This is a genomic window from Symbioplanes lichenis (assembly GCF_030709675.1).
Taxonomy (GTDB): Bacteria; Actinomycetota; Actinomycetes; order Mycobacteriales; family Micromonosporaceae; genus Actinoplanes; species Actinoplanes lichenis.
In genome coordinates this window covers 270,612-283,624 of record NZ_JAUZQD010000001.1, presented here as the reverse complement: position 1 = coordinate 283,624, position 13,013 = coordinate 270,612, and the positions used below count along the sequence as shown (strand labels likewise).

General features: G+C 72.0%; 12 protein-coding genes. 6 read left to right on the top strand and 6 right to left on the bottom strand.

The genetic code is table 11. From position 1 onward, the window contains the following. The first annotated feature begins 111 nt into the window (after positions 1-111). A complete protein-coding gene (locus RAN62_RS01240) occupies positions 112-378 on the top strand; it encodes an acylphosphatase (RefSeq protein WP_305782541.1) in 267 nt (88 codons plus the stop codon). On the opposite strand, the gene RAN62_RS01235 is transcribed toward RAN62_RS01240, so the two are convergent. The 3 genes from RAN62_RS01235 to RAN62_RS01225 are packed head-to-tail and all read right to left on the bottom strand — an operon-like array spanning position 375 to position 5,643. Continuing rightward, on the bottom strand, positions 375-1,655 hold the full coding sequence (locus tag RAN62_RS01235; protein WP_305782540.1) for a hypothetical protein: 1,281 nt from the start codon (positions 1,653-1,655) through the stop codon (positions 375-377). The two genes, RAN62_RS01240 and RAN62_RS01235, sit on opposite strands and share 4 nt — an antisense overlap. A gap of 23 nt (positions 1,656-1,678) precedes the next feature. After that, a complete protein-coding gene (locus RAN62_RS01230; protein WP_305782539.1) occupies positions 1,679-2,845 on the bottom strand; it encodes a type III PLP-dependent enzyme in 1,167 nt (388 codons plus the stop codon). Continuing rightward, positions 2,842-5,643 (bottom strand): putative bifunctional diguanylate cyclase/phosphodiesterase, encoded by a 2,802-nt coding sequence (locus RAN62_RS01225; RefSeq protein WP_305782538.1) that lies wholly within the window; start codon positions 5,641-5,643, stop codon positions 2,842-2,844. Before RAN62_RS01225 ends, RAN62_RS01230 begins: the two co-directional genes overlap by 4 nt. 189 nt (positions 5,644-5,832) lie before the next feature. Between RAN62_RS01225 and RAN62_RS01220 the strand changes: the two genes are divergently transcribed. After that, positions 5,833-9,033 (top strand): GH92 family glycosyl hydrolase, encoded by a 3,201-nt coding sequence (locus RAN62_RS01220; protein ID WP_305782537.1) that lies wholly within the window; start codon positions 5,833-5,835, stop codon positions 9,031-9,033. A gap of 52 nt (positions 9,034-9,085) precedes the next feature. Here RAN62_RS01220 and RAN62_RS01215 read toward each other — a convergent pair whose 3' ends face one another. Then, entirely contained in the window at positions 9,086-9,643 is a 558-nt protein-coding gene (locus RAN62_RS01215; protein ID WP_305782536.1) for a TetR/AcrR family transcriptional regulator, read from the bottom strand. A 106-nt stretch (positions 9,644-9,749) separates the two neighbouring features. Between RAN62_RS01215 and RAN62_RS01210 the strand changes: the two genes are divergently transcribed. The 3 genes from RAN62_RS01210 to RAN62_RS01200 all read left to right on the top strand — a co-directional run bounded on the left by RAN62_RS01210 (position 9,750) and on the right by RAN62_RS01200 (position 11,266). Further along, positions 9,750-10,238 (top strand): FBP domain-containing protein, encoded by a 489-nt coding sequence (locus RAN62_RS01210; protein WP_305782535.1) that lies wholly within the window; start codon positions 9,750-9,752, stop codon positions 10,236-10,238. 9 nt (positions 10,239-10,247) lie between these two features. Beyond that, positions 10,248-10,790 (top strand): DinB family protein, encoded by a 543-nt coding sequence (locus tag RAN62_RS01205; RefSeq protein WP_305782534.1) that lies wholly within the window; start codon positions 10,248-10,250, stop codon positions 10,788-10,790. 101 nt (positions 10,791-10,891) lie between these two features. Further along, complete coding sequence (locus RAN62_RS01200) at positions 10,892-11,266, top strand: nuclear transport factor 2 family protein (protein WP_305782533.1); 375 nt, start codon at positions 10,892-10,894, stop codon at positions 11,264-11,266. Between the two features lie 151 nt (positions 11,267-11,417). Here RAN62_RS01200 and RAN62_RS01195 read toward each other — a convergent pair whose 3' ends face one another. Beyond that, positions 11,418-11,915 (bottom strand): MarR family winged helix-turn-helix transcriptional regulator, encoded by a 498-nt coding sequence (locus RAN62_RS01195; RefSeq protein WP_305782532.1) that lies wholly within the window; start codon positions 11,913-11,915, stop codon positions 11,418-11,420. Between the two features lie 82 nt (positions 11,916-11,997). Between RAN62_RS01195 and RAN62_RS01190 the strand changes: the two genes are divergently transcribed. Continuing rightward, positions 11,998-12,372, top strand: coding sequence for a DoxX family protein (locus RAN62_RS01190; RefSeq protein ID WP_305782531.1), 375 nt, complete (start codon positions 11,998-12,000; stop codon positions 12,370-12,372). Here RAN62_RS01190 and RAN62_RS01185 read toward each other — a convergent pair. Continuing rightward, entirely contained in the window at positions 12,360-12,803 is a 444-nt protein-coding gene (locus tag RAN62_RS01185; protein ID WP_305782530.1) for a GNAT family N-acetyltransferase, read from the bottom strand. The genes RAN62_RS01190 and RAN62_RS01185 overlap by 13 nt on opposite strands. Positions 12,804-13,013: the final 210 nt, after the last annotated feature.

Here is a 13,013-nt window from a genome sequence, read left to right as displayed (position 1 = left end):
AGCGCACAGTATGCGGTCAGTTACGCATTCTGGATAGGCGGCTTTCGCTGATCCGACGCCCAACCCGGAACGCCTCCTCCGGGCGGCAGACGCGTTCCGTACCCTGAATGAATGATCCAAAGGCGGGTGCTCGTGTCGGGCCGGGTGCAGGGCGTCTACTACCGCGACACCACGCGGCGGGTCGCCCGCGAGCACGGCGTCGCCGGCTGGGTGCGCAACCTGCCGGACGGTCGGGTCGAGGCGGTCTTCGAGGGCGAACCCGACGCTGTCGCCGCGACGGAGAAGTGGGCGCACGACGGCCCGCCGCACGCGGCCGTCACGGGTGTCGAGGCCGAGGACGGGCCGGTGGAGGGGTTGACCGGCTTCGAGATCCGCTAGACGTGAGCCTCGGCCCGGCGGATCCACGGCATCGTCGTCGCGGCCCATAAGGTGAGCGCCGCCAGGCCCAGGAGCAGGACGGCCACGCTCACCGCCTGATCGATCCGGTGGGCGGTCACCAGGGTCGGGAGCATCTTCACGGCGATCGAACCGCCCAGGGCGCGGACCGACGCGCTGTACGCCAGCGCCGTCGTCACGCCGTCGGCCGGCGCCTCGGAGGCGATCAGGGCGTCCATGTCGCCCTCGAAGGCGGTCTGGCTCAGGCCGGCCAGGAACTGGGCCGCGATCACCGCGCCCGCGTGGAGCGGGGCGCCGAGCCAGCCGATCAGCATGACGAGGCCCCACAGGATCCAGCGCAGGGCGGGCGACAGGTTGGACTTGTTCAGGAAGCTCACGGCGGCGGTGGCCAGGAGGCAGCCGACGCTGAAGGCCACGGCGGTGAGGGCGACCAGGTGGCGGCCGTGCAGCTCGGTGGTCAGGGGTACGGCCAGCAGTGTCGGACCGGCCGCGAGCAGCATCACGCCCCCGCCGGCGGCCAGCACGCGCGGGGAGACGGCGAGGCGGCGGCGCCGGTCGAAGTAGGCGCGGCCGAAGAACGCCCGGTCGAAGGCGCGGTCGGTGACGATCCGGGGCGCCGCGACGACCGGGCTGATGGCGCCGTAGCCGAGGGTGCGGGCGGGGATGACCCGGCGGGCCGCGCCGAGCGGGGTCATGCGGGCGCGGCGGGCGCTGAGCAGGGTCGGGATCAGCGAACCGCCGTAGACGACGTAGACGGCCACGAGCAGCGGGCCGTCCAGGGTGGCCGGGAGGAGGGCGGCGACACCGGTGCCGGCCGCTTCCACGGCGGCGATCGCCAGGGCGTACCTGGTCATGGCCCGGGGCCCGGCGTCGACGGCCGCGACCTCCGCGCGCATGGCCGCGAAGCCGGTCCAGGCGACGATGTTCATGGCGACGATCGCGACGGCGATCAGGGCCGACGGCAGACCGGCGAGCAGCCCGGCGAGGGCGCCGACGCGCAGGACCAGCTCCGTGCCGGCCGCGCCGCGCAGCAGCCCGCGCCCCGGGAAGCGGCGGGACAGCCAGCCGGTGACCGGCGCCGACAGGACGACGCCGAGCAGCATGGCCGCGTTGTAGAGGGCGGCCTCGGCCAGCCCGCCGCGCGAGACGGCGAAGAGGATGAGGATCGTCCAGCCCAGCGCCATGCCGAACGAGTCGGTGACGCCGGCGACGAGCAGCTCGCGCAGCCGCCCGGCCCGGCGCAGCCCGACCGCGCCCACCCGCCGGTGTCCGCCCCCGCGTTTCACCGCACCAGGGCCGCGTGCACCGACGACCCGACGAACAGGGGAGTCGGCGGCGGGAAGCCGTTGAACGAGGACGCGTACGAGACGGTGTAGGCGCCGGCGGCTCCGAGGTACAGGACGTCGCCGACGTCGATCGACGCGGGCAGGTGCAGGCCGTGGAACATCGTGTCGGAGCTGTCACAGCTCGGGCCGGTCACCGTGAAGGGCAGCGTGGGCATGGCGCCGTGGCCCGGCGCGGTCGTCCACACCGGGTAGTCCCAGCCGGTCGGCAGCTGGATCGCCTCCATCAGGCCGTGATAGGCGCTCACGTCGACGAACAGCCAGTTCTCGCCGCCGCGCACCTCGCGCCCGATCACGCCGGCCGCCATCACGCCGGACGAGGCGACCAGGTGCCGGCCGGGTTCGGCCACGAGCAGAGGCGGACGGTACGGCAGCAGCTCATCGACGGCTTGAAGCACAACGTCGCCGATCGAGGAGATCGCCGGCACCGGGGAGACATAGGAGGAAGGAAACCCGCCGCCGATGTCGAGCATGTCCAGCACGATGCCCTCGTCGAGCAGGTCGGACATGATCCGGCCGGACAACCCGATCGCGGCCCGCCAGGCGAGGGGATCCGGGCACTGCGAGCCGACGTGGAAGGTGATCCCGTACGGGCGCAACCCCAACCGCCGCGCGAGGACGACCAGGTCGCGGGCTTCGGACGGCTCGGCGCCGAACTTGCGCGACAGCGGGAACGAGCTCGACGCGTCGTCCACGTGCAGCCGCAGATAGACGGCGGCGCCGGGGGCGTACTGGGCGATCTTGCGCAGCTCGTTGGGGGAGTCGAAGGCGAAGCGCCACACCCCGGCGGCGTACGCGTCGGCGATGTGCGCCGGCGGCTTGACCGGGTTGCTGTAGAGCACCTCCGCGGGGTCGACGCCGGCGCGCTCGAGCATGCGCAGCTCGCCGAGCGACGCGATCTCGAAGCCGCCGCCGTGCGCGTGCACGGTCGCCAGGATCTCCGGCGACGGGTTGCACTTCATCGCGTAGTGCACGTCGAAGCCGGGCAGCGCGGCCCGGAACGCCAGCAGCCGGTCCGCGACGGTGTCGAGATCGGTGACCAGATAGGGAGTGGGCAGGTCCACGAGCGCCAGGAACTCGGGGGACAGCGCGTCGGGCCAGGTCATCGGGTCTCCAGGGCAGCGGCGGACTCGGACAGCAGCCGGCCCGCTTCGGGCGCGGGCACGGGACGGGAGAAGTAGAAGCCCTGCGCGAACGTGCAGCCCATGTCGCGCAACGCGGCGAGCTGCCCGTACTCCTCGATGCCCTCGGCGACCGTCGACATGCCCAGGCTCTGCCCGAGCTGGACGATCGTGCCGGCCAGCGCGGCGTCGTCGGCCTGGCCGCCGAGGTGCATCACGAACGAGCGGTCGATCTTGAGGGTGTCGACCGGGAAGCGCCGGAGGTACGCGAGCGAGGAGTAGCCCGTACCGAAATCGTCGATCGCCAGGGTGACGCCCAGCGCCTTGAGCCGGACCAGCTGCGCGAGGTTCTCCTCGGTGTCGGTCATGAGGACGCTCTCGGTCATCTCCAGGCACAGCTTGTCCGCCGGCATGCCGGTCTCGGTGAGGACGCCGCGGACGACCTCGGCCAGATCGGTCCGGTCGAACTGCCGCACCGACACGTTGACGGCCATCTTCACCGGGGGCTGCCCGGTCTCGGCCGCCCATGACATGGCCTGGCGGCACGCCTCGGCGATGACCCAGTGGCCCAGGGGCACGATCAGCCCGGTCGCCTCGGCGATCGGGATGAAGCTCAGTGGCGGGATCAGTCCGCGTTCGGGATGACGCCAGCGCACCAGCGCCTCGAAACCCACGACCCGGCTGTCCGTCATGTCGATGGTCGGCTGGTAGTGCAGCTCCAGCTCGCCGCGGTCGAGGGCCCGGCGCAGGTCGGCCTCCAGCTCGAGCCGCTCGACGAGCCCGGCCAGCATGGCCGGGTCGTACGTGGCCCAGCCGCTGCCGCCCGCCGCCTTCGCCTTGTACATGGCCAGGTCGGCGTTGCGCATCAGCTGCTCGGCGTCGTCCGCGTGGTTGTCGTCGCGGTCGCCGTCGCCGGGCCGCACGTCGGTCCGGGTGCCCGGGGCGGCGCCCAGGTCGCTGTACGCGGCGAGCCCCGCACTGCCCCGCACGTGCAGCTCGCGCTCGTCGATGCGGAACGGCTCGTGCAGCCCGTCGACGATGCGCCGGGCCACGGTGGTCGCGTCGTCGGTGCCGTACTCGGCGCAGATGAGGACGGCGAACTCGTCGCCGCCGAACCGGGCCACCACGTCGCCCTCGCGCACCGAGCCGGTGAGCCGGGCGGCGACCTGCACCAGCAGCTTGTCGCCGGCCAGGTGCCCGAGGCTGTCGTTGACCTCCTTGAACCCGTCGAGGTCGAGGAAGAGCACGGTCACGTCCTCGGCCGCCGTCCGCCGGGACAGCGCCTCGGCAACTTTCTCGCGGAAGAGCGCGCGGTTGGCGAGCTGGGTCAGCGAGTCGTGGTACGCCTCGTGGACCAGCTGCTCCTGCAGCTCCTTGCGCTCGGTGATGTCACGGGTGTTGAGCACGAGCCCGCCGACGCTCGCGTCGTCGAGCAGGTTCGTCACGGTGATCTCGGCGCGCAGCTGCCGCCCGTCGCGGTGCGGGAGCGTCACCTCGACCACGGTCGTCGCGTAGGGCCGGCGGGCGACCGAGGCGAGCGCGTGCATGAGGGTCCCGCTCGCGTCGGGGTCGAGCGCGACGGTGACCTGCTGCCCGGTGAGCATCGCGGCGGAGTAGCCGAACACCCGCTGCACGCTCTCGCTCTGGTAGAGCACCTCGCCGGTCGGGCTGACCACGCTCACGACATCGGAGCTGTGCTGCACGAGCGCCTGGAAGCGCTGCTCACTGGCGTAGAGCTCGGCGGTCCGGCCGGCGACGCGCTCCTCGAGCCCGCGGGTCAGACCCCGGTTCTCCAGCAGGGTGAGCAGCTGCCGGCCCACGATCAACAGGATCAGAGCAGACCGGCTGTACGCGACCACGGCGCTGCTCTGACCCGTACGGGCGAAGTAGACGACGCTCGTCACCAGCGCCGCGAGCACCGCCACATAGGGGAGCAGCACCCCGATCGGACGGGTGCCGTTGTCGGCGTCCGGGGTCTCGGCGGCCGCGGCGACCGGGCGCACGGCGGCCAGCAGGATCAGCGAGAAGCCCGCGAACCAGCCGATGTCCGTGACGCCGCCGGAGCGATAGGCGCCGATGAGGTTCAGGTACGCGTACCCGATGTCGGACATCGCGAAGGCGACGATGCCGGAGCCGACCAGCGCGAGGTGCGCCGTGTTGCGCCCGCCCCGCCGTTGCAGCGCCAGCATGTAGATGACGATCGTGACGATGACGACGTCGCCGAGCGGGTAGGCGAGGCTCACGTACAGGGCGAGGCGGTTGTCGTTGCCCGCCCGCAGCAGCGGCTCGACGACGAAGAGCCAGGCCATGAGCATGAGCGACGTGGCGACCATCAGGCCGTCGAGCACACTGCGGGCGCGTTGCGCGGCGGTGCGGTCGGCGACCGGGAGCACGAGCAGCCCGGCCGGCGCTAGCAGCACCATGCCCAGATAGCCGAGGTCGGCCTGGGACGGCAGCGGCACCGAGCCGGTGAACGTGTCGAGCCAGATCGTGCAGGCCTGGCCGAGCCCCCACGAGAGGACCGCCAGCCCGATCAGGCCCCAGCCGGCGCGCAGCCGGCCGCGCAGGGTGGTGGCCCGGCGCAGGCAGCCGGCGGCCGCGGCGACCGCGGCGACGCACAGGCCGAAGTTCGAGACGGTCTTGGCGACGTCCGGGGTGCCGGCGCTGAGCACCAGGCCGAACGCGGCGACGACGGCGGCCACGGCGACGCACAGGCGGAACCAGCGGCGGGTGCCGCGGGGCCTGGGTCGCTCGGCCGGCGCCGGCGATTCGGTGGTAGCCATCGCCCTCGTCTCCATCGGGGGAGGGCCGCCCGGGCGGGACGGCTCGCATGTGCCGCTATCGGGCGGGCGGAGGCGGGCTTGAGGCATCCCGGCGATCTTGTAGGTAGCAAGTCGGGAGCGCATTGACAGGCGTGATTGATGATGACAGCGTTGTCACGGACTCTTTGCAAAGTTGACCGGAGGTTCACCGTGCTCCGTTCGCTCCTGACGACCGCCGTGCTGCTCGCGGGGGTGGTCCATGCCTCGCCCGCCGCGGCGCAGGCCGATCCCGAACCCGTCGACCTCGTGCATCCGTTCGTCGGCACCCAGAACTTCGGGAACACGTTCCCGGGCGCGAGCGCGCCGTTCGGCATGGTGCAGGTCAGTCCCGACACCGGCGGCCAGGGCGGCTACGACTACCAGCAGACCTCGATCTACGGCTTCAGCCAGACGCACCTGTCGGGCGTCGGCTGCGGCGTGGCCGGCGAGCTGCCGATGCTGCCGACCACGGGCGCCGTCACGAGTACGGACGTCAACGTCTACAAGTCGCCCTACTCGCACGACGACGAGGACGCGTCGCCCGGCTACTACCGGGTCGGCCTGTCCAAGTACGGGACGCAGGCCGAGCTGACGGCGACGCAGCGCACCGGCTGGCAGCGCTACACCTTCCCGTCGACGGACGCCGCGAACGTCCTCTTCAACACCGGCAAGGCCAACCAGTCCGTCTTCGACTCCGAGATCCACGTGGTCGGGGACCGGACGGTCGAGGGCCGCGTGCACGCCGGGAACTTCTGCGCGGGCAAGGATCAGCACACCGTCTACTTCACCGCCACGTTCGACCGGCCGTTCGCGTCGTACGGCTCGTGGCAGGGGTCGTCGATCACGCCCGGCGGCCGCGACGGGACCAACGGTGCCTACGTGACCTTCGACGCCTCCGAGGACAAGGACGTCGTCGTCAAGGTCGCCCTCTCGTACACCGGTCTGGACGGCGCGCGGAAGAACCTCGCCGCGGAGACCGCCGACTCGTACGACTTCGACGCCACCCGGGCCGCCCTCCGCGCCACCTGGGCCGGCGAGCTGGACCGGATCAAGATCGACGGCGGCCCCTCGGAGCGGCGCAGCGCCTTCTACACCGCGCTCTACCACTCGCTGCTGCACCCGAACGTGGCCGGGGACGTCGACGGCCGGTACGTCGGCTTCGACGGCGAGGTGCACACCGCGTCGGGCTACACGCCGTACCAGAACTTCTCGCTCTGGGACACGTACCGGCCGCAGAACCAGCTGCTCGAACTGCTGACGCCCGACGTGGCCCGCGACGTGGCGCTCTCGGTCGTGGCGATCGGCCGCGACGGCGGGTGGCTGCCGCGCTGGGCCCTCGCGAACAGCGAGACCAACATCATGACCGGCGACCCGGTCACCCCGTTCCTGGTCGAGGCCTGGTCCAAGGGCCTGCTGAAGGGCTACGAGCAGGAGGCGTACGCGCTCCTGCGCAAGAACGCCACGTCGCAGCCCCCGGCCGACTCGCCCTACAACGGCCGCACCGGGCAGGACTACTACGCCGACCGGGGCTACATCCCGTCGGGCCTCACGCTCGGCGAGGATTGCGTGCACAAGGGCGGCGACAACGACTGCGTGCACCCGGCCTCGGCCACGCTCGAGTACTCGGCCGCCGACGCCGCCCTCGCGCTGATGGCCAAGGGGCTGGGCAAGACCGCGGACGCCAAGCTCTTCGCCGCCCGTGGCCAGTGGTACCGCAACCTGTGGGACTCCTCGATCAAGCAGTTCCGCCCGCGCACGGTGGACGGCACCTGGCTCACCCCGTACGACCCGGTGGCCGCGTCCGAGCAGTTCCACGAGGGCGGCGCGTACCAGTACCAGTGGCTCGTCCCGCAGGACCCGGCCGGGCTGGTCTCGCTGATGGGCGGCCGCAAGGCCACGGAGAAGCGGCTGGACGACTTCTTCGTCTACGACAAGCTGCTGACCGACCCTTCGTCGGTCGTGAAGCAGGACTGGATCGCGGCGCCGTACGAGTACTACTCCAAGAAGACGTACAACCCGAACAACGAGCCCGACCTGCTCGCGCCGTACATGTATCACTGGGCGGGTGAGCCGGCGAAGACCGCCACCGTGGTCCGCGCCGCGATGACGCTCTTCACCACCGGGCCCGACGGCATGACCGGCAACGACGACCTCGGCACGATGAGCGCCTGGTACGTCTTCTCGTCGCTCGGCCTCTATCCGACGATGAGCGGCGCGAACTTCCTCGCCGTCTCCAGCCCGCAGTTCCCGTCGGCGACCGTGCGCACCGGGTCCTCCACTCTCAAGATCACCGCGCCGGGCGCCTCGGACAGCAAGCGCTACATCCAGAAGGTGGCGCTCAACGGCAAGCAGGTGACGAAGAACTGGGTCTCGTGGCAGGACGTCGCGAAGGGCGGCACGCTTGCCCACACGCTCGGCACCACGCCGTCCCGATGGGGCACGGCGGCCAGTGCCGAGCCGCCGTCGGTGAACAAGGCGCCGGCCGACTCGCGTACCCACGTGGATCTGTCGGTCCGCCCGGCGTCGGCCGCGGTCCCGGCCGGCGCGGCGACCAGCTCGCGCGTGACCTTCGAGGCCGACGTCCTCGCGCAGGCGCCGCTGCTCATCGCCCCGCGCGTCACGGCGACGGCACCCAAGGGCTGGAAGGTGAGCGTCAAGCCGGCGCAGAAGGTGCTGCTCAGCAAGCATCTGCCGGTCGGCTGGACGGCGACGGTCACGGCGGAGGCCCCGGCCGGCACGGCGGAGGGCAACTACCCCATCACCGTACGGACGGGAGCAGTCACCCGCACCGCGACGGTCACCGCGGTCAAGCCGTTGACCTGTGTCACGTCGACGGCCGGCTGCCAGGTCGACCTGTCGTCGCTGGCGACCCTCGACGGCACGGCCACCGTGGCCGACACCACGTCCGGCAACTACGACGGGGGCGGCTGGAGCTACGACGCGTCGCTGCTGCCGGCCGCCGGCCCGGTGGCGTGGGGCGGCGTGACGTACCAGGCGCCGGACCCCACGGGCACCAGGGGCAACTTCGTCCCGGCGCGGGGCCAGTCCCTGCTGGTCCCCGGCTCCTCCACCGCGATCAACCTGGTCGCCGCCAGCCACAACGGCCCGGTGACCGGCGCCGTGACCATTGGTTACACCGACGGCACCACGTCGGCCGCCTCGGTGACGATCGCCGACTGGTGCGGCACCGCGGCGGCCGGCACCACCCAGGTGCTCGCCATGCCGCACCGCATCAAGGCCGGCACCGGGGTCGACGGGCCGCCGGTGAGCCTTTTCGCCGCGTCGCTCCCGGCGGCCGCCGGTAAGGAGATCCGCTCGATCACCCTGCCGGACGACCCGCGCATCACCGTGTACGCCCTGACGCTCTCCTGAGCCGTGCTGCCGTGCCCCCGGGTCGCCCCGGGGGCACGAGCGCCGTCCTCGGCTAGGCGCGCAGGCCGGCGACGAGCAGGGTCACCATGGATCGGGCGTCGTAGCGCGGGTCACTGCTGTCGCCCGCGCACAGGTTGCCGACACCGCGCATCAGTGTGTACGCCTGGATGCCCGGCTTGATCTCGCCCGCGCCCGCCGCGGCGGTGAGCAGGTCGGCCAGCACCGGCGCCAGGCGCTCGACGAACAGGCCGTGGAGTGCGGCGAAGCCGGGCGTGTCCGACTGCAGGACCTCGGCCAGCCCGTGCTTGGTGACGAGGAAGTCGGCGAACATGTCGATCCAGCGGGCCAGGGCCGCGTACGGGCCGGTGCTCTCACGCAGCAGGATCGGGCCCGCCTCGGCGCACGTCTCGATCTGGTGCCGGTAGACGGCGACGATCAGGTCGGCGCGGGTCGGGAAGTGGCGGTAGATCGTGCCCATGCCCACGCCGGCTTCGGCGGCGATGTCACGCACCGGGGCGTCGACGCCGGACGTGGTGAAGACGCTCGCCGCGGCGTCGAGCAGGACCTGCTCGTTGCGCTGGGCATCCGCTCGCTTGCGTGCCGGAGGCAACGCGCACCTCCAGGGCCGGGGACACTCCGTCCGATCGTCGCAGAGTGATCGGGTCGCTGCAACCTTCGCCTTTAAACCGATTGCCTAAAAGGTTTAGGCTTGTGCCATGACCCCGTTGACCGAGACCGAGATCCGTCGCGCCTTCGTGAACTGCAGCAAGGGCGAGGCCGCCCGCCTCCACGTGCCACGCGACCTGGCCGCCCAGCCCTGGGCCGACCTCGACTATCTGGGCTGGCGCGATCCCCGGGCGCCCGGCCGGGCGTACGTGGCGGTGCCCGGCACGTCCGTCGTCCTGCGCAGCCCCTCGGCCGGCGCGACCCGGATGCGCCGCAGCATGTGCTCGATGTGCACCGTGACGCCGATCGGCGGGGTGTCGCTGATGGTCGCGCCGCGCGCCGGTAGAGCGGGCAAGCGCGGTGACTCGGTCGGCGCGTACTTCTGCACCGACTTCGGCTGCTCGCTCTATCTGCGCGGCAAGCGGGACGCGGGGCCGGGCGCCCGGCTGCCCGAGACGATCACGCTGGAGGAGAAGACGGCCCGCCTGACGGCCCACCTCGACGCATTCCTGCAGCAGATCGTCCGGAACCCGGGCTAGCGTGCCCCCATGACCGAACCTCCCTTCGCCGGCACCGAGGAAGAACACCTCACCGGCGCCCTCGACCGGCAGCGCGTCACGTTCCGCTGGAAGGCCGACGGGCTCGACGCGGCGGGTCTGAGCGCCCGGGTCGGCGCGTCGGCGCTCACACTCGGCGGGCTGCTCAAGCATCTGGCGCTCGTCGAGGACCACTATTTCCAGGCGATGCTGGACGGCAGCCCCTACACCGAGCGCTGGGACCGGCTCGGTCACGACGGCACCGAGTTCACGCTGTCCGAGGAGGACACTCCCGAGGCGGTTTATGCGCTCTGGGACCGTACGGTGGAAAGGTCGCGGAAGCGGCTCGCCGCGGCCCTGGCCGACGGGGGTCTGGGGCAGGCGATCGCGCTCACCGGGCCGGACGGCAGCCCGGCCAGCCTGCGCCGGATGGTCTGCGACCTGATCGAGGAGTACGCCCGGCACACCGGCCACGCGGATCTGCTGCGCGAGGCGGTCGACGGGCGCGTGGGGCAGGATCCGCCGCCCGGCTGGCGTCCCGCGGGGGAGTTGTAGCCCTACTCTCCCCCGGGTGGGTGACAGAGCGCACGTGGCCGGAGTGGATCGCCGGTGCAAGGATCGTCGCACCGAACGCCACCGTCGTGAGGAGCGCGACCATGTCCGATCCGCTGACCGATCTCGCCTACGCCAACCTGCTCGGCGTCTTCAACGAGCGCGACGACGCCGCCCGCGCCAAGGCGGCCGAGCAGACCTACGCCGAGGACGTCGTCTTCCACGACCCCGACAGCACCGTCACCGGCCGCGCCGCGGTCGACGCCAAGGCCAAGGCGCTGCTGGAGAGCTCGCCGGGCTTCGCCTTCCGCCCCGCCGGTCCGGTCCGCATCTCGCACGACCTCGTCATGCTGCCGTGGCAGTTCGGCCCCGAGGGCGCCGACCCGGTCGTGAGCGGGCTCGACGTGTCGCTGGTCGCGGACGGCCGCATCACCGTGCTCTACACCCTGCTCGACGGGCCGCCGCCTACTCAGGCCTGACTTCAGGGCCGGGGCCGCGCCGCCCCGCACCGCTCTGCCGGGCCGCCACCCGGCCGGGCCGCTTTCCCGCGCCGGGCCGCTTTCCCGCGCCGGGCCGCCTTTTCCTGGCCGGGCTGCCCGCCGCTCGCCCGCGCGCACCCCGCCGAGCCCCTCACCGGCCGATGATGGCGTCGGCGCCGGGCGCGTCCGGGTCGACGGCGTGGACGATGCGGCCGGCGATCGCGCGGAGCTGACGCTGCTGCGCCTTGGTCAGCGGGTCGAAGACCACGCGCCGCACCTGCTCGACGTGCCCGGGCGCGGCGGCGACCACCACCTCCCAGCCTTCCTCGCTGAGCGTGGCGAGCGTGAACCGGCCGTCGTCCGGGTCGGGCCGGCGCCGGATCAGGCCACGCTTCTCGAGCCGCGCGACGACCTGGGACAGCCGGGGCAGCGATCCCTCCGCGAAGCGGGCCAGCACGCTCATGCGCAGCGTCCGCCCCGGCGCCATCGACAGGCCCGCGAGCACGTGATATTCGAACGAGCTGAGCCCCGAGTCGCGCTGCAACTGCGCGTCCAGCGCGCCCGGCAGCCGCATGATCAGGGCCAGGAGCGCGGACCAGACCTGCTGCTGATCCTCGTCGAGCCAGCGCGGCTCCGGGTGGTGCGGCATGCGGTCCAGCCTAGCCGATCACTTGCGCCTTGAAGTGATGCCCCGCTACGGTGACTTCACACATGAACTGAAATGGGGAGCCGTGAACGTCGTACTCTGGGTCATCGCCGCCGTCCTGGCCGTCGCCTTCCTCGCCTCGGGCGTCATGAAGGTGGTGCAGCCGAAGGAGAAGCTGATCGCCTCGGGCATGGGCTGGGCCGCAAGCTTCTCGAGCGGCGCGGTCAAGGCCATCGGTGCGCTCGAGATCCTCGCCGCCATCGGCCTGATCCTCCCGGCCGTCACCGGCATCGCCCCGGTCCTCGTCCCGCTGGCGGCGGTCGGCCTGGTCCTCGTCATGATCGGCGCGATCGTCGTCCACGCCCGCCGCGGCGAGACCCCGATGGCCGGCGCCAACGTCGTCCTGCTGATCCTGGCGGCGATCGTCGCCTGGGGCCGCTTCGGGCCCTACGCGTTCTGAGGGCGGGCCACGTACGCCGTCTTGACATCGCCGGAGAAGCCGCACGCCCGGTAGAACGCGTGCGTCGCCGGGTTGCGCGAGCTGGTCGCCAGCATCGCCTTGTAACAACCGGCGGCCCACGCCACCCGCAACACCCCCGCCATCAGCTGCTGGCCCAGCCCGGTGCCGCGCAGCCCTGCGTCGACCACCACGTTCTCGATGACCGCGTACGGCCGAGCCGAGCGCGACAAGTTCGGAATCAGGTTCAGATAAGCCGTGGCGACGACCCGCCCGTCGACCTCCAGCACGTACAGATCGCACGTGGACGCGGCGAGGATGCCGTCGAAGGTCGCCGCCGCGGTGGCCGGATCAAGGGGCGGGTCATCGGGGTTGAGCTGCCCGTAGAGGCGGAGAATCTCGGAAAGATCGCCGGGACCGGCTGCTCGGATCACGGGTCCGAGCCTATTGTCACTGCCTCCGGCCGGCTTCGGGGGAGCTGCTCGAAACCGGCCGGAACGCCCGGTCGGTCGTGCGATTGTTGATCTGATGGCAAGCAATACTCGTGGGCCGTCCGTTCGTTGGGGAATCGGCGGCTTTGGCGTCATCGTCCGTGGCGAGGCTGGTGTAGCCTCGCGAGGTCCGAGTCCGCCGGATTCTTCGGT

Coding starts and splice junctions, on each gene's coding strand:
- RAN62_RS01240 (WP_305782541.1), top strand. CDS start 112: ATGATCCAAAGGCGGGTGCTCGTGTCGGGCCGGGTGCAGGGCGTCTAC.
- RAN62_RS01230 (WP_305782539.1), bottom strand. CDS start 2,845: ATGACCTGGCCCGACGCGCTGTCCCCCGAGTTCCTGGCGCTCGTGGAC.
- RAN62_RS01225 (WP_305782538.1), bottom strand. CDS start 5,643: ATGGCTACCACCGAATCGCCGGCGCCGGCCGAGCGACCCAGGCCCCGC.
- RAN62_RS01210 (WP_305782535.1), top strand. CDS start 9,750: ATGACCCCGTTGACCGAGACCGAGATCCGTCGCGCCTTCGTGAACTGC.
- RAN62_RS01205 (WP_305782534.1), top strand. CDS start 10,248: ATGACCGAACCTCCCTTCGCCGGCACCGAGGAAGAACACCTCACCGGC.
- RAN62_RS01200 (WP_305782533.1), top strand. CDS start 10,892: ATGTCCGATCCGCTGACCGATCTCGCCTACGCCAACCTGCTCGGCGTC.
- RAN62_RS01195 (WP_305782532.1), bottom strand. CDS start 11,915: ATGCCGCACCACCCGGAGCCGCGCTGGCTCGACGAGGATCAGCAGCAG.